The organism is Microbacterium sp. NPDC089320, from assembly GCF_040684875.1.
Lineage (GTDB): Bacteria > Actinomycetota > Actinomycetes > Actinomycetales > Microbacteriaceae > Microbacterium.
Map to the genome: position 1 here is coordinate 432,654 of NZ_JBFBGY010000005.1, position 20,778 is coordinate 453,431.

Below are 20,778 nucleotides of genomic sequence, written 5' to 3' on the forward strand. Positions count from 1 at the left end.
GGCCGGGGATGTTCGTGACGAGGGCTCGACGGCGCTGTTTCGGTACATCGATACGGCGACAGGCCGAGCGTCGACAGGCCGAGCGGGCGACAGACGCATCCGGCGGTGAAGACACCGATGGGCGGAGGATCCATCACGGATCCCCCGCCCATCGCGGAGAAGTCCGCCCGAACCGCGGGCGGAATCAGCTCAGTGCGTCAGGTCAGCTCACGACCCAGTCGAAGTCGTCGCCGTGCTCCTCGAGCCACGCGTCGATGGCATCCGCTTCGTTGCCCTCGCCGTACTCGTTCACGACCATGTCCTCGAGCGAGCCGTACTGCTCGTCGTCGAGTCGGATCTGCTCGATCAGCTCGGCGGCCTCGGGGAACTCCTCGGCGAAGCCCTTCGTGCCCAGGAAGTGCAGGGCCTCGGACTCGCCCATCGCGCCCTTCGGGTCTTCGAGGTCCTTCAGCGGGAAGGCGTCGTTGGCCCAGAACGGACGCCAGAGCGTCACGACGATGTCCTCCTGCTTGTCGGTCGCCGACTTCAGCTCGGTGAGCATCGCCGCGGTCGACGAGGTGACGAGCTCGTACTCGCTGTCGAGGCCGTACTCGGGCATCATCTTCTGCGTCTGCGCGGTCAATCCGGCACCGGGCTCGATGCCGTAGATCTTGCCGTCGAGCGCGGCGCTCTGGCCCGCGAGATCCTCGATCGAGTTCAGGTCGGAGTACTCCGGAACCGCGATGGTCAGCTTCGCGTTGTCGTAGTAGGCACCGAGGTCCTCGATGTCTTCGCCGTAGGTCTTCATGTACTCGGCGTGCGTCAGCTCGGGCCAGGCCGACGGGTAGATGTCGACGTCGCCCTGGGCGAGACCCGTGTAGAGCGGGCCGGCCTCGGTGAGCGTCTTCATCTCGACGGTGTAGCCGATCTTCTCGAGCTGGTCCTGCAGCAGGTATGCCGTGCTGAGTCCGTCGGTCCACGAGGGCAGGAAGCCCAGCGTGATCGTGCCCTTGTCGCCCGATCCGGTGTCTCCGCCGCCCGTGCCGCCTCCGGTGCCGCCCATGCCGTCGCCGCTGCATCCGGCAAGGGTCAGGGTCGCTGCTGCTCCGATGGCCGCGATCGTCAGGAACTTCTTCTTCATGTGTGTCTCTCTCGTTCCGTATATATAGGTGCTGTGCTGCTGTGTACTGCGGTGTTGCGTTCTCTTGCGGGAGGGATGAGTCAGTGCACGCCGCCGCCGACGGGGGCGCGACGCGGGGAGGCCTTCAGGCGCTCGGCCTCAGCGTCGGCATCCTTCGCATCGGCTGCCTCGGCCGTTGCGGGGACGGATGCCGTCGGCTGGGCCGGCGTGGATGCGGCGGCGAGGCGCCTCTGCGTGCGGCGCCGCTCGAGCATGCCGAGCAGCGACGAGCGGTTGCTGCCGAGGTCGCCCAGCGCCGCGGTGACGCGGTCGAGGAACACGGCGATGAGCACGACGCCCAGACCCGCCTCGACGCCCTTGGCGATGTTGATGGTCGAGATCGCCTCGACGACGATCTTTCCGAGGCCGTCTGCGCCCGCCATTCCGGCGATGACCGCCATCGACAGCGCGAGCATGATGACCTGGTTGACGCCGGCGAGGATCGTCGGCATCGCGAGCGGAAGCTGGATGCCGCGCAGGATCTGCCCCGGCTTGGCGCCGAAGGCCTGGCCGGCCTCGACCGTCTCGGCGTCGACCCCGCGGATGCCGAGCTCGGTCAATCGCACGCCCGGAGGAAGCGCGAAGATCACGGTGGCGACGAGTCCGGGCACGACGCCGATGCTGAAGAACACGATGGCCGGGATCAGATAGACGAACGCGGGCATGGTCTGCATGAAGTCGAGCACGGGCTTGAGGACCGCGCGGACCGTGGCGTTGCGGGCCGACCAGATGCCCAGCGGCACGGCGATCAGAACCGCGATGACGGCGGCGACGAGCACGAGCGCCAGCGTCTGCATGGCAGGCACCCAGAGGCCCATGGCCACGATCAGCCCGAACGAGACGACCGTGCCGATCGCGAGCTGCCACGAGCGCACGAGCCAGGCGATGAGAGCCGCGATCACGATGATGACCACGAAGTGCGGGCTGAGCAGCGCGCGAGTGAGACCGTCGACCAGGAAGCTGACGACGAACGAGACGACGTCGAGCAGACCGTCGAGGTTGGTCTTGATCCAGTCGACCCCGGTTGCGACCCAGCTGCCGAGGGGAATGCGGAAACCGTCCATCAGCGCACCTCCTCCGTCGTGGCTCCGACCGGCTGCGGCTCGGCCGTCCATCCGTCATCGAGCACGGCATCGATCTCGGCCTGCGGCATGGGCATCAGCGGCAGGGTGAGCTCGCCCGTCGCACCGGGCCCGGGGCCCAGAGCCGCGAGCAGGGTGATGCGCGGGATCACGCCGACGAGGCGTCCTTCGGCATCCACCACGGCCAGGGGCAGCGGCGATTCGACCGAGGGGATGAACAGGTTCATCAGCACCTCGTCCTGGCTGACGCTCTGGGGCACCGGCTTGATGATCGAATCGAGGGTCGTCACGCCCTTGCGCACGAGTTTCACCGCATCGCGGTCGGTGACGATGCCGAGCAGCCTGCGGTCGCGACCGGTGACATAGGTGGCCGACATGAAGGCGTCGCGCATCTGGCGAAGAGCCGTGCGCGGGCCGGCGGTGTCGGCGACGACCGGGCGCGGACGCTCCATGACGTTCGCGGCGGTGAGCACGCGAGCACGGTCGACGTCCTGCACGAACTGCTCGACGTAGTCGTTGGCCGGGTCGGTGAGGATGTCCTCCGGCGTGCCGATCTGCACGATGCGACCGTCGCGCATCACGGCGATGCGGTCGCCGAGGAACATGGCCTCGTTGAGGTCGTGGGTGATGAAGACGATGGTCTTCTGCAGCTTCTCCTGCAGTTCGAGGAGCTGCTCCTGCATCTCGCGACGGATGAGCGGGTCGAGCGCGCTGAACGCCTCGTCCATGAGCAGGATGTCGGAGTCGGCGGCGAGCGCACGGGCGATGCCGACGCGCTGCTGCATGCCGCCCGAGAGCTCGGACGGCAGCTTGTCGGCCTGGCCCTCGAGACCCACCAGGGTGAGGATCTCCTCGGCCTTCTTCAGTCGCTCGTCTTTGCCGACGCCCTTGAGTTCGAGGGGGTAGGCGACGTTCGCGGCGACCGTGCGATGCGGCAGCAGTGCGAAGTGCTGGAACACCATCGAGACGCGGTCGCGGCGGATCTCCCGCAGTCGCGACGTCGGGATGCCCGTGATGGGGTCGCCGTTCACGATGACGGATCCGTCGGTCGCCTCGTGCAGGCCGTTGAGCATGCGGATGATCGTCGACTTGCCGGAGCCGGAGAGGCCCATGATCACGAAGATCTCGCCACGGTTGACGGTGAAACTGGCGTCGATGACGGCGGCGGTTCCTGCGTCGCTGACGGTGGATCTGCTCTCACCGGCCTTGAGTCGACGGACGGCACTGCTCGGATTCTTCCCGAACACCTTGTACAGATTGCGCGCTTCAAGAGCGATTTCGGACACGTTTCCCCTGCGGCTCGCCTTCGGGTGGCTGAGCCTGCTTCGGTTGCGCCCGGGTGATCCTCCCGGCCGTTTCGACGTGGTGCTGTGGCGGCGCGGACGGCGGATTTCGGATCCACCGCGATAGAGCATCGACCGTACGTCCACGCCTCTTCGCAGCACAGCACATTCGAAAGAAGGACGTGGTCGCGGACTGGTCTTCGGGCCGTCAGGCCCACCAACCAACGTAACGAAATGGCCGGTCAGGGGCAAATCCGCCATTCCTATCGCCGTTCAGTTTCGTCGGCTGACCGGGGGATTGCGCGGGTTTCGGAGTGCGCGTGGGCGTGCGAATCCCCGCGCGCCGTCAGCGGCGGATGCTGCGCGTGACCGTGAACTTCGGAGTGCGCTCGAGCTGCTCCGTGACCCCGATCAGGCGGGTCAGTTCGGCGCGGTAACCGAGCGAGGAGTTGTAGACCGTGAACAGCTCGCCGCCGGGGCGGAGGATGCGGGCGGCAGCCTCGAACAGGCGCGTCGCCGCGCCGGTGTGCACGCTGCTGCCGAGGTGGAAGGGCGGGTTGAGCAGCACGGTGTCGACGCTCGCGTCGGCGATCTCCGAGCCGGCGTCGTCGTGCATGACGACGACGCGATCCGCGATGCCGTTCGCGACCATGGTCGCGCGGGCAGAGGCGACGGCCGCGGCGGATCTGTCGGTCGCGATCACGCGTGATTCCGGGTGCGCGAGGGCATAGGAGGCGGCGAGCGCGCCGGTTCCGCAGCCCAGGTCGACGACGGTCGGGGCCGGCCTCGACGATGCTCCCGTGCCGTCGAGCACGCCGAGCAGAACCCGGGTGCCGATGTCGAGTCTCGGCCCGGCGAAGGCGCCGCCGTGCGCCACGAGCACGAGTCCATCGTGCTGCTCCGTCACCGGGAACGGTGGCTCAGCGGGCACCGGCACCGCCTCGGTCGCCACGACCAGGCGCGACTTCCGCTCGGCGCGCTGCGCCTGCACCTGCGCGAAGCGGCCTCCGAGCACGTCATTCTGCGCGATGGTCATGTGCTTCACCCGACCGCCGGCGACGAGCACGACGTCCGGGGCGGCCCAGCGGGCGACGGCGTCGGCGATCTCCTCGAGTTCGGCGAGCGCCTTGGGCAGCTGCAGCAGCACGAGCCGCGCACCGTCGAGCAGAGTGGCGTCGAGCTCGTGCGCAGAGAACGCCGACAGCCCGAGCTCCTCGGCATTGCGAGCGAGCGCTCGTCGCCCGGTCGCGAGGTCCTGATGCACCCGGATGCCGTCGAGTCCGGCATCCGTGAGCGCGAGCGTGATCGCCCCGTAGTCATCGCCGATCACCGCGATCTCGGATCCGCCGAGCCCCGACGCCAGCGCGCGCTCGACGAGCAGCAGATCGGTCGCGTCGTGGGCCTGCAGGTTGTCGGCCTCGACATCGGGCCAGCGGCGCAGGCGGCTGAAGGGGAAGTCCACCGCTCCAGCCTAGAAGCCCGCCCCTTGACGCCGACTGAACAGGCGTTTAGTCTGCTGTACATGCGTTCAGCTTCCGACGATCTCACCGCTCGTGCCCGCATCCGCGACACAGCCATCGCCGCCTTCGCGCGCAACGGATTCGATGCCACCAGCCTTCGCGCGATCGCCACCGAGGCCGGAGTCAGCGCCGCGCTGATCGTGCATCACTTCGGCGACAAGAACGCCCTGCGCACGGAGTGCGACGACTACGTCGTGAGCGTGTTCACCGATGAAGAGCACGACCTCATCACGGCGCCGACCAGCGACCGCATCCGCACCGCGCTGAACGACCTCGGCCGATTCGGGCCGTACATCGACTACCTGGCGCGGATGCTGGTCGACGGCTCGCCGGCGGCCGATCGACTGTTCGACAGCTTCCTCGCACGAACCCGCGACGTGCTCGCCGAGCAACGCGACGCCGAGATGCTCGAGCCGATGAGCGATCCCGAGATGACCACTCTGCTCGTCACGCTGATCGGTCTCGGCCCGGTCGTCATGCGCGCCCAGATCGCCCGCACGCTGGGCACCGATCAACTGAGCCCCGCCGGCCTGCGACGCACGACGCTGCCGACCCTCGAACTGCTCACCCACGGCATCTACTCCACGTCCTCGCTGCTCGACGGAGCACGAGATGCACTCGCCGCCGACGGCGACACCTCGGAAGGAGACGCGTCATGACCGACACGATCGAGATCCACCGACTGCACAAGCGCTACGGCAGCCGCGTGGCCCTGCACGAGCTCGACCTGCGGGTGCGGCCAGGGACGGTGTTCGGGCTGATCGGACCCAACGGCGCGGGCAAGACCACGACACTGCGCACGCTGGTCGACGTCATCCGCCCGTCGTCCGGTGCCGTGCGGGTGCTGGGTGAAGACCCTCGTCACGGCGGTGCCGCACTGCGTCGCCGCATCGGGTACGTGCCCGGCGAGCTGCACCTCGAGGGGCGCCCGAGCGGACACCGGATGCTGTCGTTCTACGCGCAGGTCTCGGGCGACCGCGACGCCGCCGGCACCCTTCGCGTCGCGCGCGACCTCGCCGACCGCCTCGGCGTCGATCTGAGCCGCCCGGTGCGCACCCTGTCGAAGGGCAACAAGCAGAAGGTCGGACTGATCCAGGCGTTCATGCACCGGCCCGAGCTGCTGATCCTCGACGAACCCACCAGCGGGCTCGACCCCCTCGTGCAGCGCGAGTTCCTGCAGATGGTGCGGGAGGCGAAGGACGCCGGGCAGACCGTGCTGCTGAGTTCGCACGTGCTCAGCGAGATCCAGCAGACGGCCGACGAGGTCGCGGTGCTCGCGAACGGACGCGTGGTCGCCGACGGCGACGTCGCCTCACTGCGGCTGGGGTCGATCCGCCGGGTGCGCGTCGAGCTCGCGATCACGGATGCCGCAGCCGCACGCGCGCTCTTCGACCGGGTGCCCGGACTCTCCGGAATCGACGCACGCGAAGCCGACGGCACCCTGCAACTGTCGGGCACGATCGACGGCGCCATCGATCCGTTCATCAAGGCGCTCGCACCGTTCGAGGTGCGCGACCTCACCGTGGAGGAGCCCGATCTCGAAGAGTCCGTGCTGCGGCTGTATGGCGGCGCGCGCGTCAGCGGCGATGCGGCCGCCGAGCCGCCCACGCGACGCGCGATGCGGGGCGGGGAGGCGGGGCGATGAACAGCATCCTTCCCGTGTTCCGGCGCACCCTGCGCGACTCGTGGCGGAGTCTCCTCGGATGGACGCTCGGCCTCGCGGCCGTGCTCTTCCTCTATCTGCCGCTGTACCCGAGCCTCGGCGGCAACGGGCAGCTGCAGGACATCATCTCGGCGCTGCCGAAGGAGCTCGTCGAGACGATCGGGTACGACCAGATCTCCAGTGGCGCCGGCTACACACAGAGCACGTTCTACGGCTTGATGGGCTTCCTGCTGACGACGATCGCGGCGGTGCTCTGGGGCTCGGCCGCCATCGCCGGAGCGGAGGAGAGCGGACGGGCCGAGCTCGACCTGGCGCACGGCATCGGTCGCGGCCAGTACGCCATCGAGTCGGCCCTCGCCGTGCTCCTGCGGCTGCTCTGGCTCGGCGCCTTCTCGGGTCTCATCATCTGGGCGCTGAACGACTCGGCCGAACTCGGGCTGGAGGGCTGGCGCATCGTCGGGGCGAGCGCCGCGCTGACCGGGCTCGCGTTCCTCACGGCATCCGCCGCCCTGCTCGCCGGTGCCGCGACCGGGCGGCGGATCTGGGCGACCGGCATCGGCGCAGGGATCGCGGTGGTGGGGTACATCCTGCAGGCGCTGGCGAAGCAGTCCGACGACCTCGACTGGCTGAACGCGCTGTCGCCCTACGCGTGGGTGTATCAGCAGTCGCCCCTCGCCGAGGGCGCGGATGCCGGCGGGCTGGCTCTCACGTGGGGACTCGGTGTCGCGTTCGTCGTCGCGTCGGTACTCGCGCTGCGCGCCAGGGACCTGCGGGGCTGACGCGTCGCGGTTCGAGTCGCCCTGCCCGCCTGGTGGTGGTCGTGGTGCGGCGAGCGGGGTGCGATGCGCTGCCCGTGCGGGGCCAGTTCCGCATCGCGCTGACCCGTGCGGGGCCAGAAACGCGTCGCCCCACCCCTGCGGGGCCAAAAACGCACCCGAAACAGCCGTTTGCCATGCGCAATTGACCACCGCTGAATCGCGGCACCCGATGAGTACCGGCATATAGCTCCGAGTATCCGGATGCACCTCATATGAGGACGTATCGTTGTCATTCGTAGCCGGGGGGTGCGATGACAGACGTCGACACAGACGACCTGCGGACGTGGGCGAAGAAGGCCACGACCGTGCGGGGCGACTTCGGGTCGGCGGTGGTCGCGCACTCCTCCGGCTTGGGGGCGGATGCTGTCGACGCGGCGGTGACGCGCTTCGGCGACACCTGGACGACGGCACTCGGGCGGCGCCTCGCTGACGTCGACATGTTCGCGGAGAACCTCGGCGAGACGGCCGAGGTCTTCGACCGGGGCGACGACGCCTCGCGCAGCGAGCTCGACCAGATGATCTGGGCCGAGAGCGACTACTGATGTCCGAGCTCGGCATGACGACAGACCCGGTCGCTTTGATTCCGGGGTCGTATGCCGCCGCGCATACGGTCGCGTCGGCATGGCGGTCCAGGTCGGAGGCATGCACCGCTCTGCGAGACGGCCTGTGCTCTCTCGAGGTCGACTCCGCCTGGGCCGGGTATCCGTACGAGAAGTACCTCGAGCGGGCGGAGTACGTGCGCTCGTCGTGGCAGAGGTGCGGCGAGCACCTGATGAACGGCGCCGCCGCACTGTCGGCGTACGGGGACGCCCTGCGATGGGCGCAGGACGAGGCAGCGCGGGCGATCGACCTGTGGGAGCAGGCCGAGGCGGCCACCATCGCCGCGCGCCAGGCGCACCGGGCGAAGGTACGCGAGCTCGAACGAGATCTCGGCGTGAGGCACGTCGAGCTCGATGTCCCGTTCGTCGACGGTGGGGCGGATCTGCGCGCACAAGCGGTAGACGTCCTGACGAACGCGCGCGGTGTGCTGGATCGGTATGCCGTCGAGGCCGCGACCGCGATTCATGCCGCGGCGGATGCGGCGCCGCTGGAGACTCCGAAGCAGGCGGAGAGCACCAAGAACCGGGCGGTCGCGGGAGCGGTCGGCTCGATCCTGTTCGAGACCGCCGTGCTCAACCCGGCCATCGAGCAGTTGAACTTCATCGCCTCGATGGGCAATGCGCTCATCAACCATCCCGACATCCTTCTCGAGCTCCTCGGCGGGGCCGCACTCATCGTCGGCGGCGGCGCGATGATCGGCGGCGGGGGCGCGATGATCGGCGGCGGGGGCGCCCTCGCACTCACGGGGGTCGGTGCGGCACCCGGCGGTGGACTCGCCTGGGCCGGCGTCGGTGTCGCGGGCGCCGGACTCGCCGCCGCCGGTCATGCCGGCAGCCGCTGGATGAACGAGGCCACGGGCGATGATGCGGTCCGCGTCGCGGAGCGCCCGCCGCCGCACCCCGAACACGGGGGCCGTAACGTTCTCGGTCACTGGAACGGCGACGGGCAACGCCCCTGGGTCGACACGGAGAAGATCGGGCTTGATCAGGTCGCGAGAGATATCGGACCGGACGTCATTCGCGACAAGGTACGTGCGAGCATCGAGGGCTATCACCACAAGCCGGACGCGACCGCGGATCAGATCAGGTACTACGACGGTTTCTTCGAAAATCCTGATGGCACGTATACCGGCATCGAGGTCAAGGGAGGCAACGGGGTCCGCGACGCAGCCCAGAGAGGGTTCGATAACACTGTCAGTCCCGAACGTCCTGCCATCGCCATGTACAACGGTAAGCAGATTGAGATCACTAGAGTGCACCTGGAGAGGGTGAAATGAATCAGCCCACCCACATACGGCAGATCAACGGCTCCGTTCGCGGCGCACTCGTCGACTACGTCCGCCCGTATCCGGACCAGATTAGGTTCTCCTTGAACCAGATGAACGGGTCGTCGACTTGGGCTTGGAGCCTCTGGCGCGCACCGGAGGGGGCTGACCTGCTGGACAGCATCCCGTTCAGTGACGAGTACATGCAGTGCGCGGGAACCGCGGATGCGCTGGCTCTCGAAGTGCGTCGCCTCGACCCCGACGGCACCGCCCACCAGTACGCGATCGGCAAGCCCGGCGGAGAAACGACCGGCGAGCCGACCGAGGTCATCCTCTTCGACGAAGGCCGCCACTCGACCACGGTCTACCCGCACGAGGTCTTCACCGCCGACGAAGCAGCCGTCGTGTTCTACACCTACTTCCTGACCGACCAGGTCTCACAGCCCTATCAGCTCCGCGAACTCGACCTCAGCTGGCTGACGGCCGCGCCCGAGACAGGCGCCGACTGATGCGCATCCGCGTCGACCACGAACCGATGGCCGAATCGATCGCGCGGTCGATCACGGTCACCTGGGGAAGAGATCACTCACCGCATGATTCTGACGGAAGTGGAATGACGAAACCCACGCATATCGATCAGATGAACGGCCGCACCCGAGGCGCGTTCCTCGATGACCTTCGCCCCTACCCAGAAGAGATTCAGTTCGTGCTGAACCGGATGAATGGGATGTCGTTCTGGGCGTGGAGCCTCTGGCGCGCACCGGAGGGGGCTGACCTGCTGGACAGCATCCCGTTCAGTGACGAGTACATGCAGTGTGTCGGCACCGCCGATGCGTGCGCCATCGGGGTTCGCTACCTCGACCCCGATGGCACCGCGCACCAATACGCCGTCGGAAGGCCCGGCGACCAATCCGGTGAGCCGACCGAGGTCATCTACTACGACGACGGACGCCACAGCGTCACCGTCTACCCGCACGAGGTGTTCACCGCCGACGAAGCAGCTGTCGTGTTCTACGCCTACTTCCTCACCGACCAGGTCCCACAGCCCTATCAGCTCCGCGAACTCGACCTCAGCTGGTTGACGGCTGCGTCCGACGAAGGCGCCGACTGATGCGCATCCGCGTCGAGCACGAACCGCTCGCCGAATCGATCGCAAGCCTCGCTGACACCGCTCAGCGCATCCGCGACCTCCTCGACGGCCTCGAGCGCGAGGTCTCGGAGCTTCATGGTCTGTGGACCGGTCAAGCCGACGAGGCATACGCCCGCGCCCAGCGCGAATGGACCGCGTGCGCTGCTGACATGCAGGCCGCCCTCGTCAGTGCCGCGACCGCCGCCGCTCGCGCCCAAGCCCGCACGAGAGACGCCGAGGCGCAGGTCGCCGCCCTCTGGAGCTGAGCCGCCGCGCATTCCGACCAATCGCTGCGGCACCGCTCGCGCTGCCCGCGCGAACCCGGGTGCGGGGCCACTTACGCACCCCTCCCGCCAGGCGGGGCCACTTTCGCACCGGAAACACCCCTGTGAGGCGCTTTACTGGCCCCGCACGCGTCCGTGATGCCTAACTGGCCCCGCACGCGTCCGTGATGCCTAACTGGCCCCGCACGCCACACCCACGCATGCACGCCAGAACCCCGTCCCCTGATTCCCCGGTTGACACAATCAAGGTTCGGTGGTTACCTACTCTAGTAACTAACCCATCAACCAAGCCGGAGGACTCGTGATCGAAGAAGGCAAGCCGCTCTTCCTCCAGATCGCCGAGCAGATCGAGGACTCGATCCTCGACGGCTCGCTCGAGGAGGAGTCGCAGGCGCCCTCGACGAACGAGCTCGCGGGCTTCTACCGGATCAACCCCGCGACTGCGGCGAAGGGAGTCGCCATGCTGACCGACAAGGGAGTGCTCTACAAGCGCCGCGGCATCGGCATGTTCGTCGCCGCCGGGGCCAAGGATCTGCTTCTCGGCGAGCGTCGTGCCGCGTTCGCCGACCGCTACATCGACCCGCTCATCGCCGAGGCCCGCACGCTGGGGCTCGGCGCCGACGACCTCGCCGCGCTGCTCCGCGAACGCGCGGCTCAGACGCACAAGACAGACAACACAGAAGGGAAGACCCCCGCATGACCGCCGTCATCGAGGTCCAGAACCTCACCAAGCACTACAAGGAGAAGAACGCGCTCGACGACGTGTCGCTCAGCCTCGAGGGCGGCGCGATCTACGGCCTGCTCGGCCGCAACGGGGCAGGCAAGACCACGCTCATGTCGATCCTGACCGCGCAGAACTTCGAGTCGTCCGGCACCGTGCGGGTCTTCGGCGAGCACCCCTACGAGAACACGCACGTCCTCAACCGGATCTGCTTCGTGCGCGAGAGCCAGAAGTATCCGGATGACGCCTACCCTCGTCATGCGTTCAAGGCGGCGAGCCTGTTCTTCCACAACTGGAACCAGGAACTCGCCGACGAGCTCATCGAACAGTTCCAGCTGCCGATGAAGCAGACCATCAAGAAGCTCTCCCGCGGCCAGCTCTCGGCGGTCGGGGTCATCATCGGGCTCGCCTCGCGTGCCGAGCTGACGTTCTTCGACGAGCCGTATCTGGGCCTCGACGCGGTCGCCAGGCAGATCTTCTACGACCGCCTGCTCGAGGACTACGCCGAGCACCCGCGCACGATCGTCCTCTCGTCGCACCTGATCGACGAGGTCTCGAACCTCATCGAGAAGGTCATCGTGATCGACAACGGCAAGATCCTGCTCAACGAAGACACGGATGCCGTGCGCGACCGCGCCGTCACCGTGGTCGGCGATGCGACCAAGGTCGACGCGTGGGCGTCCGACCGCGAGGTCCTGCACCGCGAGGCGCTCGGCCGCGTGGCATCCGTCACCGTCCTCGGGGCGCTGTCGGCCGCAGAGCGCGCCGAGGTCACGGCATCCGGACTCGATCTCGCTCCGGTGTCGCTGCAGCAGCTGATCGTCCGTCTCACGCAGCGGGCAGAGACCGATTCCGCCACGAGAGGTTCCGATGTGAAAGAGGAGGTCCGCTGATGCGACGCACACTCAACGTCATCCGACTGCAGCTGATCAACCGTCAGACGTTCATCTGGGTGCCGCTGATCATCCTCGGCTCCGCGGTCGTGCTCTCCGTGCTCATCTACGCGATGATCCCCGTCGACACCCCGAAATACGGCGGTGGCGGCCAGGCGCCGCTCTGGTACTTCTTCGCGATCGGCATCTCGGCGATGACGCTGACCTTCCCGTTCTCGCAGGCGATGAGCATCACCCGTCGGGACTTCTTCTTCGGCACGCTGCTCACGGCGATCCTCGGCAGCGCGTTCATGGGCGTGCTGTTCCTGATCGGCGGCGCGATCGAGACGCTGACGAACGGCTACGGCGTGAACGGCTACGTGTTCTACCTGCCGTGGCTGTGGGAGGCGGGGCCGCTCGGTGCGTTCATCATCTACTTCACGCTGGCGCTCTTCCTGTTCGTCGTCGGCTTCACCGGCGCGACCATCTACAAGAGCTGGGGACCGACGGTGCTGACCATCGTCGGTGTGGGCCTCGCGCTGATCCTCGTCGGGCTCGCGTTCCTCGCCACGCGCCTCGACCTGTGGGTTCACGTGTGGACCGGCATCCTCGATGCCGGAGCCCTCGGACTCGCGGCGTGGGGTCTCGTCGCGACCGTCGTGCTCGCCGGCGTCTCGTTCCTCGCCTTCCGCAGAGCCATTCCCTGATCCGTCCGCACCACGACGACGCCGGTCGCTCCCCACGGGGCGGCCGGCGTCGTCGTGTCTGCCCGTTACCCGCCCTCATCGCCGCACGCAACCCGGTGCGAGGACGGATGCCGGGCCGCTAGCGTCTTCCCTCGGGGAGGATGACGAGAGGATGCCGTGACGAACATCAGATCACGAGTGCGCGCGCGCCGCCCCGGCATCGTGCGCTCGCTGCGCGAGGCGGTCGACCCCGCACGACTGCTGCTCGTCGCGAAGACCGCGCTCGCGGTGGGACTCGCCTGGCTCATCGCCCCGCACATGCCGGGAGTCACCGACGAATACCCGTATTACGCGCCGCTCGGCGCGCTCGTGAGCATGTACCCCACGCTGATGGGGTCGGTGCGGTCGGGGTTGCAGACGCTGCTCGGGCTGGCGACCGGAATCGGACTCGCCGCGATCGTGGTGCTCACCGTCGGCCCGACGTGGTGGACGATCCCTGCCGTCGTGGGCGTCGGCGTGCTGGTCTCGGGAACCGGCTGGTTCGGCGTCGGCCGGGAGTACGTGCCCATGGCCGCGCTGTTCGTGCTGATCATCGGCGGCCAGAACGCCGATGACTACTCGATCGGCTACCTGGTGCAGACGGCCGTCGGCGTCGTCGTCGGGCTGCTCGTGAACCTGGTGATCGCGCCTGCTCCTCTCACCCTCGCGGCCGCGGCCAAGGTCGATGCCTTCCGCACGCAGTTGAGCGACCACCTGCACGACATCGGCTCAGCGGTGGCGGAATCGTGGCCGCCCGAGCATCAGCAGTGGGCCGACGATGCGGCCTCTCTCGCCGACACGACGTCGGAGCTGCGCACGGCACTGTCGGAGGCCGACGACAGCAGGCGCGGCAACCCACGAGCACTCGGACGCCGTGGCGAGACCACGCACATCCACGCCGAGCTCGCCCGTCTCGACAGGATCGCTCACCTGATCCGAGACATCTCCGACGAGATCGCCGACACGATCTGGGACCGCCCAGGGGCCCTGGTGCTTGACCCCGCACTGCCCGCGCCGTTGTCGGACGCGTGCCACGCCGTCGCCGAGATCATCGCGCAGCGGGATCCACTGACCTCCGAGGATCATCGCGTCAGGGGTGAGGCCGCGCGCGCCATCCGCCTGCTGCTCGAGGCGGTCGACGACCGCACGATCGACGCGCACCGCTCCATGGGCCCCGGCGTGCTCGCGGCCATGCACCTGCGTCGCATCCTGATCCTCAGCGGCCATCGCGAGGACGAAGACGACGCCGACGCCGACGCCGACGCCGACGGATGAGGCTCTGGCCCATGTCGGCGCCCCTGCGTAGGATCGGCGGCACGCACCCACGACCTGAGGAGACGACGATGTCCGCCGAGCAGATCACCGAGAAGCCGCTCCCGTATGTCCGCCTCGCGGCACTGACCCAGACCGTCGCCACGCAACCCGAGGTCGCAGGGGTCGTGGGTCCGCTGTTCGATCAGGTCGCCGATGCGATCGTCGCCTCGGGCGGAGAGCCGGGACTCCCGATCGCCGAGTACGACATGAACAAGCACGGCGTGCGCATCACGGTCGGCTTCACCTATGACGGCCCCGCCGTCGACGGCCTCGTCATCGTCGAGCTGCCCGCCGTCGAATCGGCGTTCACAGCCACGCACCTCGGCGCCATGTCGACGATCGATGACAGCTGGCATGCGGTGCACCAGGCGATCGCCGCCCAGGGGGCGACGGCGCAGGGCGCGTGCCGCGAGGTCTACCTCGAGTCGGAGTCCGACGATCAGGCCGACTGGGTCACCGAGCTGCAGCAGCCGGTCGTCCGCGCCTGACACGCACGATCGTCAGAGAGCGCCCGTGAGCGCCGCGACGCCGGCGAGCACGGAGACGAGCGCGAGCACCAGGGCGATCGCGATCAGCACGGCGTGCACCTTCAGGAACGTCGTGGCCCTGCCGTCCGCATCCCGTGCCCGCGGGTCGGTCGCGACGCGCTTGTAGAAACGGGGCCACACCAGCACGTTGAAGGCGGCGTTCAGGAAGAGCACGACGGCGAGGGCGATCACCCCTCCACGCTAGCGTTCCGAAAAACACACCGAGTCCATGTATCAGCAGGCTCTTGCCGCGCTCCTGACTGGTGTGATCACAATAGGACTCATGGTCGACGGCGCACGCGACGGCGCCGCCCTCGATCCTGCACCGGACGACGGAGCGGCACGCTGGGTGCGGGCCGCCGAGTTCTTCGACGCATGGCGGGACGGCGAGAGCCGCGCGATGGACGACCTCGTGCGGCTGATGACGCCTGTGCTCTGGCATGTCGTGCGCGCCTACGGGCTCGACCGCACGCTGGCCGAAGACGTCATCCAGACGACGTGGCTGCAGCTCGTGCGCGGACACCGCTCGATCAGCGATCCGAAAGCCGTGTCGGCCTGGCTGACCACCACCGCGCGCCGCGAGGCCTGGCGGGTCGGAAAGGCCCACAACAGGGTCGACCCGACTGAATCGGATGCTCTGGACGCACTGCTTCCCGAGCAGGAGTCGGCGGAGCATCACGCCACCGTCGGAGACGAGAAGCGCCGCCTGTGGGCAGCAGTCCATCGTCTCGCCGACCGGTGCCAGCGCCTGCTGCGAGTGATCGCCTTCGAGGATCGACCGGACTATGCCCGCCTCGCCGCCGACCTCGCGATGCCCGTCGGCAGCATCGGCCCCACCCGCCAGCGCTGCCTCGCCAAGCTGCGCGACCTGCTCGACGCGCCGACACCCAGAACGGAGGGCAGCTCATGAGCGAGAACGACCGCGCCGACCGCGGCGACCACCACGAGGACGCCGAGCTGTTCGCGCAGCTGCGTTCGCTCTGGCGCGACGTCGACCCGATGCCGGCCGCCCTCATCGACCGCATGATCGCTGCCGTCGCAGCCGAGGGGCTGTCGGAGGAGTACGCGCTGCTCACCCTCGTCGAGGAACCGCTCGGCGCGGTGCGCGGCGACGCCGATGCGCTCACCCTGCAGTTCAGCGACGGCACCACCAGCATCCTGTTGCACGTCACTCGCACAGCGGGCGGCGCGCACCGCGTCGACGGGTGGGTCGACTCGATCTCGGGCGAGATCGAGCTGGCTCAGGGCGAGAGCGTCCGCACGACGACGGCGAACGACACCGGTCGCTTCGTGTTCGACGACGTGCCCGACGGGCTGACCCTCGTGCGTCTCAGCACCATGGTCGGTGACCAGGAGCGCACGCTGTCGACTCCGCAGTTCGAGCTGTGATCCACCGCGGGGCGACCCGCGTGAACGACGGGGCGACCCGTGCACACCACCGCTGGGCGATTCCCGCACCTCGCAGGACCTCTCTCACCGGACGCGGGCCTACCCGCATACATCGCGGGAGTTCCCGCACAGGGCGCGGGGACATCCCGCAGAGGACGCGGGCCTGCCCGCGAGGAGAGGATCGACGATGGAACAGCCCAAGGGGTGGAGCTGGCAGGACCGAGCCGAGGGGTCGATCAGACGGGGGACGGCGCTGGATCCGTCTGTCGAACCGGTCGGCGGCGTCCGGGCGTTTCCCACGGCGTATCTGCAGGACCGGCTGCTGATCACCCAGGATCAGGAGAACGGGGAGGAGGAGTACGACGAGGAGATCCGCGAGCTGCGGGAGGCGGCCGGCTCTTTCGGCTGGTTGCTCGAGATCGAATCGCCGGATGCCGTGCGCGCCGCCGATCCGCTGGTTCCCGGTGTTCCGGGCTTCCTCCGCGCCCGCCTGACCACCCCCGACGAGCCGACCCGCGGGGAGTCCCCCGTTCCACCCGACGCCTGGCGCGTCCTGCAGCGCGCGCGCCGCAGCTCCGGCACGCCGATGCCGAGGACCAGCCTCGAGCACGTGCTCTCGATCGACCCGGTGGGACTCAACCCGTTCAGCCGCACGAATCCCTTCAGCCGCACCAACCCTTTCAGCCGCACCAACCCGGTGCGCGGAGCGGGCGGAGGGGCCGGCGGCAGCGACGACTACCTCGAACCCGGGCGCGGCGCGCGTCAGCCGGTCACCTGGGTCGGACCCGCACCGCGGCGCAGCGCACCCCCGAGACGCGGCCGTCGCCCCGTGGTGGCCGTGCTCGACACGGGGTGCGGCGTGCACGAGTGGCTGCCGGATGACATCGTCACGCGGCACATGGAGATCGACGGCAAGCCGGTCGGACTGACCGATGACGCGGATCCGGAGCGCTACCCCGACCTGTACGGGCAGCTCGACGGAGAGATCGACGCCGTAGCCGGGCACGGCACGTTCATCGCCGGCATCATCCGACAGACGGCGCCGGATGCCGACATCCTGTCGATCCGAATGGCCGGCGCGCTCGGCGTGATCGATGAGAGCACGTTCCTGACGACGGTCGCGCAGGTCGTCGAACTGCTGCGGCGACACCGTGAAGACCCCTCGACAGGGCATCCGATAGACGTGCTCAACCTGTCGCTCGGGTACTACCACGAGACCCCGGTCGACGGTCAGTTCAGCCTGACCCTCAACGCCCTGCTCACCACGGCGAGGAAGCTCGGATGTGTGGTCGTCTGCTCGGCGGGCAACGACGCGATCGATCGGCCGTCGTTCCCGGCATCCCTCTGGCCCTGGCCCGGCGCCGACAACGGCATCCCCCAGGACAAGGATGCTCCGCATGTATCGGTCGGAGCACTCAATCCGTCGGCCCGCTCGGTCGCCCTGTTCTCGAACGTGGGCCCGTGGGTGCAGGTCTACGCGCCCGGCGCGGCCGTGGTGAGCACGTCACCGGCGTTCGTCGGAGGCGAGCAGGCGACGACCAGGGCAGATGTCGACGGACTGCGACGCGAGACGATCGACCCCGACGACTACCGCGGCGGCTTCTCGATCTGGAGCGGAACGTCGTTCGCGGCTCCCTACGTCGCAGGGCGCGTCGCCGCACAGTTGGGTTCGGTGCCGCTGCAGGGTGTCACTGCGGATGCCGCGGCCAAGGCCGTCGCGGCCGTGCTCAAGACCCTGCCCTCGCCCGTGACGAAGGGGTAGCCGCGGGCCGGATGCCTGGAGGATGCCCGTTTGGCTGAAGATCCACCGCCGGGTCGTCAGCCATCCGGGCGCCGACCAGCCATCCGCGTGGCACCGGAAGGGCGGATGCTGCCACACACCTTCCCTGAGATCGGACATACCGGCATTCTGGTGCAATGCCCCTGTCTGCTCTCGAGCTGCATCAGCGCGGCGTCGACGCAGCCAACTCCCGGCGGTTCGCGCAGGCGCGGCGTGCGCTGACGGCTGCGTCGGCGCGCACGGACGACGCCGATCTGCGCGCCCGCATCGACGGAACCATGGCCTACGTCCTCGCCCAGACGGGTGAGCCGGCCGAGGCTGAGAAGCTGTCGCGCAAGGCGCTGTCACGACCGGGACTCAGCGACGAGACAGTCGCCCTCGCGAACGGGCAGCTGGGCACGCTGCTCATGCACAACGGCAGACTCGACGAGGCCCACCTGTTTCTCACCAGGGCGATAGACGGCCTCGACGAAGGCTCGATCGAGAGCGCGAACTGTCTGATGAGCCGCTCGATCGTCAGCATGCAGAGGCACCGACTCGACGACTGCTCGGCCGATCTCCAGCGGGCCATCGCCGTCTACGACGCCCACGGAGCCGAGGAGCCGCTCGCCGAAGCCCGCCACAATCTCGGCTACGCCGCCCTGCTCGGGGGCGACCTCGTCACGGCCCTCGGGCTGATGACCCGCTCGCGGCCGATACTCGCCGCCACGAGCGACCTCGCCGCAGCGATCAGCGACCTCGACCGGGCGGAGGTGCTGCGCGACGCCGGCCTCACCACAGAGGCCGAAGCGCTGCTCGGCGCGGTCGCGGCGCGGTTCGGAGCACAGCGGATGCGGCAGGCCCGAGGCGAAGCCGAGTTCCATCTCGCCCGGTCGCTGCTGCGTCACGACGCCACAGGTGCCGAGCGTGCCGCCGCGACGGCATCCCGTCGTTTCCTCGCGTTGGGAAGCGAGAGCTGGGCCGCTCGCGCCGACGCGGTGCGGCTGGAAGCCCGGGTGAGAACACGGCCCGGGAAACCGCCGACGCCCGCCGACTTCTCGCGCACGGTCGACGCGCTGACACGAGGAGGGTTCCGCACCGAAGCCGCCGCCGTGTCACTCACCGCTCGTCTGGCAGACGGAGGTCGCCTGCCTCGGCTCACCCCCGAGGCCCCGACCCCGCTGCGGCTCCGCGCACATGAGGTGCGGGCCTTGCGCGCAGTGGCCAGGGGCAGGGATGCCGAGGCCCGCCGGGCGGCCGCGCAGGGCCTCGACCTGCTCACGGCCTGGCAGCAGTCCTTCGGCGCGCTCGACCTGCAGGCGTCGGTGGCGATGCACGGCACCGAGCTGATGTTCGCCGGGCTCGGCGCGGCTGCGCGGTCGCGCGATCCCGAGGTGCTGTTCGAGTGGTCCGAGCGCGCCAGGCACCTGAGCCAGCAGGTGGCTCCCGTGCGCCCGCCCCACGACGCCGAGCTGTCGGCCGACCTGGCAGAGCTGCGGATGCTGCGCGCCGACCTCGCGGGATCGGACTGGACGACCGACACCCGGGTGCGCGAGCTGCGCGATCGGGTGCGCGATCGGCAGTGGTCGTCGACCGGAGTCCGGGGCAGCCGCGAGCGATTGGGCCTGTCCGAGACCCGACGTCGGCTCGACGACGACACGGCGATCCTCGCCTACGTGTTCACCCGCGACGAGCTGCTGTGCGTGGTCGTGACGGCATCCGACTCGTCGATCGTCGAGCTGTCGCTGCCGCGCATCGAGGCCACACTCGACGGACTCCGCGCCGATCTCGACGTGGCAGCCCTCACCCGGGGTGGCCTGATGGCCCCCGTCGTGCAGCGGTCACTCGACGAGAGGCTTCGCCGGCTCGACGAGGCCCTCCTCGCACCGGCACGCGCTGCAACGGGCGGGGCGGCCCGACTCGCGCTCACCGTGCCCGGCATCCTGGGCGGCATCCCCTGGGCGATGCTTCCCGGAATGCGCGGAACGCCGTTCACGATCGCGACCTCGGTGTCGCGCCTGCTCGGCGACACAGGCTCCCGTCCGGCGCCGAGGAGTGCGTCGTCGGCGGGTTTCGCGACCGGTCCCCGTGTCGCTCGGGCCGAGGAAGAGGTGCGACGGGCTGCCGAGGCATGGGGCGACGCGCGGATGCTGACCGGAGGTCGCGCGAAGGTCTCCGCCGTCACCGAGCTGGCCGAGCAGGTCGACGTGCTGCACATCGCCGCCCACGGTCGTCACGCGGTCGACAACCCGCTGTTCTCGGGGTTCGAGCTGGTCGACGGCACCCTGTTCGGTTACGACGTCGATCTGATCTCGCGCGCGCCCGAGACCGTGGTGCTCTCGGCGTGCGAGCTGGGCCGCTCGTCGGTGCGCTGGGGCGAAGAGGCACTGGGCATGACGCGGGTCTGGCTGCATGCCGGCACCGGTTGCGTGATCGCCGCCCCGGTTGTGGTGGCCGACGACGTCGCCTGCGAGTTGCTCGGGGCCGTGCACACCGAGCTGGCGGCCGGCGCCCGACCCGCGGTCGCTCTGGCGGCGGCATCCGACTCCACCGGCCTCAGTGCGCCCTTCCAGTGCCACGGAAGCGGCCTCTGAAACTTTTCTCCAGTCGATGTATCAGAACATCGGCGACCCGCTCCTTATCTCCAGAAGGTGCCAGCGAAAGGGCTT

The 20,778-nt window shown here is 68.9% G+C and carries 22 protein-coding genes; 17 read left to right on the top strand and 5 right to left on the bottom strand.

Features of this window, described 5'->3' with window-relative positions; genetic code table 11:
- Positions 1 to 202 precede the first annotated feature (202 nt).
- The 4 genes from AB0N61_RS16130 to AB0N61_RS16145 all read right to left on the bottom strand — a co-directional run bounded on the left by AB0N61_RS16130 (position 203) and on the right by AB0N61_RS16145 (position 4,986).
- Positions 203 to 1,120, bottom strand: coding sequence for a glycine betaine ABC transporter substrate-binding protein (locus AB0N61_RS16130; protein WP_167947285.1), 918 nt, complete (start codon positions 1,118 to 1,120; stop codon positions 203 to 205).
- Between the two features lie 80 nt (positions 1,121 to 1,200).
- Positions 1,201 to 2,223, bottom strand: coding sequence for a proline/glycine betaine ABC transporter permease (locus tag AB0N61_RS16135; RefSeq protein ID WP_363365368.1), 1,023 nt, complete (start codon positions 2,221 to 2,223; stop codon positions 1,201 to 1,203).
- Positions 2,223 to 3,527: a glycine betaine/L-proline ABC transporter ATP-binding protein gene (locus AB0N61_RS16140; RefSeq protein ID WP_363365369.1), complete on the bottom strand. Its 1,305-nt coding sequence runs from the start codon at positions 3,525 to 3,527 to the stop codon at positions 2,223 to 2,225. The genes AB0N61_RS16135 and AB0N61_RS16140 overlap by 1 nt, the downstream gene beginning before the upstream one ends.
- A gap of 343 nt (positions 3,528 to 3,870) precedes the next feature.
- Complete coding sequence (locus AB0N61_RS16145; RefSeq protein WP_363365370.1) at positions 3,871 to 4,986, bottom strand: methyltransferase; 1,116 nt, start codon at positions 4,984 to 4,986, stop codon at positions 3,871 to 3,873.
- Between the two features lie 60 nt (positions 4,987 to 5,046).
- Here AB0N61_RS16145 and AB0N61_RS16150 point away from each other — a divergent pair, with 60 nt between their 5' ends.
- From AB0N61_RS16150 to AB0N61_RS16210, 13 genes are all read left to right on the top strand, one after another.
- On the top strand, positions 5,047 to 5,703 hold the full coding sequence (locus tag AB0N61_RS16150; RefSeq protein WP_363365372.1) for a TetR family transcriptional regulator: 657 nt from the start codon (positions 5,047 to 5,049) through the stop codon (positions 5,701 to 5,703).
- Positions 5,700 to 6,689: an ABC transporter ATP-binding protein gene (locus AB0N61_RS16155; RefSeq protein ID WP_363365373.1), complete on the top strand. Its 990-nt coding sequence runs from the start codon at positions 5,700 to 5,702 to the stop codon at positions 6,687 to 6,689. The genes AB0N61_RS16150 and AB0N61_RS16155 overlap by 4 nt, the downstream gene beginning before the upstream one ends.
- Positions 6,686 to 7,486, top strand: coding sequence for an ABC transporter permease subunit (locus AB0N61_RS16160; protein WP_363365374.1), 801 nt, complete (start codon positions 6,686 to 6,688; stop codon positions 7,484 to 7,486). The genes AB0N61_RS16155 and AB0N61_RS16160 overlap by 4 nt, the downstream gene beginning before the upstream one ends.
- Positions 7,487 to 7,776: 290 nt before the next feature.
- Entirely contained in the window at positions 7,777 to 8,067 is a 291-nt protein-coding gene (locus AB0N61_RS16165; RefSeq protein ID WP_167947299.1) for a type VII secretion target, read from the top strand.
- Positions 8,067 to 9,401 (top strand): putative T7SS-secreted protein, encoded by a 1,335-nt coding sequence (locus AB0N61_RS16170; RefSeq protein WP_363365375.1) that lies wholly within the window; start codon positions 8,067 to 8,069, stop codon positions 9,399 to 9,401. Before AB0N61_RS16165 ends, AB0N61_RS16170 begins: the two co-directional genes overlap by 1 nt.
- A complete protein-coding gene (locus AB0N61_RS16175) occupies positions 9,398 to 9,898 on the top strand; it encodes a hypothetical protein (RefSeq protein WP_363365376.1) in 501 nt (166 codons plus the stop codon). Before AB0N61_RS16170 ends, AB0N61_RS16175 begins: the two co-directional genes overlap by 4 nt.
- A gap of 104 nt (positions 9,899 to 10,002) precedes the next feature.
- Entirely contained in the window at positions 10,003 to 10,500 is a 498-nt protein-coding gene (locus AB0N61_RS16180; protein ID WP_363365377.1) for a hypothetical protein, read from the top strand.
- Positions 10,500 to 10,784, top strand: coding sequence for a WXG100 family type VII secretion target (locus AB0N61_RS16185; protein WP_363365378.1), 285 nt, complete (start codon positions 10,500 to 10,502; stop codon positions 10,782 to 10,784). The genes AB0N61_RS16180 and AB0N61_RS16185 overlap by 1 nt, the downstream gene beginning before the upstream one ends.
- 319 nt (positions 10,785 to 11,103) lie before the next feature.
- The gene (locus AB0N61_RS16190; RefSeq protein WP_167947313.1) at positions 11,104 to 11,502 is read left to right on the top strand and encodes a GntR family transcriptional regulator; all 399 of its coding nucleotides are present in this window, start codon (positions 11,104 to 11,106) and stop codon (positions 11,500 to 11,502) included.
- Positions 11,499 to 12,416, top strand: a complete 918-nt coding sequence (locus AB0N61_RS16195; RefSeq protein ID WP_167947315.1) for an ABC transporter ATP-binding protein — start codon at positions 11,499 to 11,501, stop codon at positions 12,414 to 12,416. The genes AB0N61_RS16190 and AB0N61_RS16195 overlap by 4 nt, the downstream gene beginning before the upstream one ends.
- Positions 12,416 to 13,102 (top strand): hypothetical protein, encoded by a 687-nt coding sequence (locus AB0N61_RS16200; protein ID WP_167947317.1) that lies wholly within the window; start codon positions 12,416 to 12,418, stop codon positions 13,100 to 13,102. Before AB0N61_RS16195 ends, AB0N61_RS16200 begins: the two co-directional genes overlap by 1 nt.
- Positions 13,103 to 13,258: 156 nt before the next feature.
- Complete coding sequence (locus tag AB0N61_RS16205) at positions 13,259 to 14,395, top strand: aromatic acid exporter family protein (protein ID WP_363365379.1); 1,137 nt, start codon at positions 13,259 to 13,261, stop codon at positions 14,393 to 14,395.
- Positions 14,396 to 14,463: 68 nt separating this feature from the next.
- Positions 14,464 to 14,922 (top strand): GyrI-like domain-containing protein, encoded by a 459-nt coding sequence (locus AB0N61_RS16210; RefSeq protein ID WP_363365380.1) that lies wholly within the window; start codon positions 14,464 to 14,466, stop codon positions 14,920 to 14,922.
- Positions 14,923 to 14,934: 12 nt separating this feature from the next.
- Here AB0N61_RS16210 and AB0N61_RS16215 read toward each other — a convergent pair whose 3' ends face one another.
- Entirely contained in the window at positions 14,935 to 15,153 is a 219-nt protein-coding gene (locus AB0N61_RS16215) for an SCO4848 family membrane protein (protein WP_167947323.1), read from the bottom strand.
- A gap of 91 nt (positions 15,154 to 15,244) precedes the next feature.
- On the opposite strand from AB0N61_RS16215, the gene AB0N61_RS16220 reads away from it, so the two are divergent.
- The 4 genes from AB0N61_RS16220 to AB0N61_RS16235 all read left to right on the top strand — a co-directional run bounded on the left by AB0N61_RS16220 (position 15,245) and on the right by AB0N61_RS16235 (position 20,703).
- Positions 15,245 to 15,871 carry a sigma-70 family RNA polymerase sigma factor gene (locus AB0N61_RS16220; protein WP_363365381.1) on the top strand — a complete coding sequence of 209 codons (627 nt, stop codon included), beginning with the start codon at positions 15,245 to 15,247 and terminating at the stop codon, positions 15,869 to 15,871.
- A complete protein-coding gene (locus AB0N61_RS16225) occupies positions 15,868 to 16,350 on the top strand; it encodes a hypothetical protein (protein ID WP_363365382.1) in 483 nt (160 codons plus the stop codon). Before AB0N61_RS16220 ends, AB0N61_RS16225 begins: the two co-directional genes overlap by 4 nt.
- Before the next feature lie 187 nt (positions 16,351 to 16,537).
- Complete coding sequence (locus AB0N61_RS16230) at positions 16,538 to 18,112, top strand: S8/S53 family peptidase (RefSeq protein WP_363365383.1); 1,575 nt, start codon at positions 16,538 to 16,540, stop codon at positions 18,110 to 18,112.
- A gap of 155 nt (positions 18,113 to 18,267) precedes the next feature.
- On the top strand, positions 18,268 to 20,703 hold the full coding sequence (locus AB0N61_RS16235; RefSeq protein ID WP_363365385.1) for a CHAT domain-containing protein: 2,436 nt from the start codon (positions 18,268 to 18,270) through the stop codon (positions 20,701 to 20,703).
- The last annotated feature ends 75 nt before the right edge of the window (positions 20,704 to 20,778 follow it).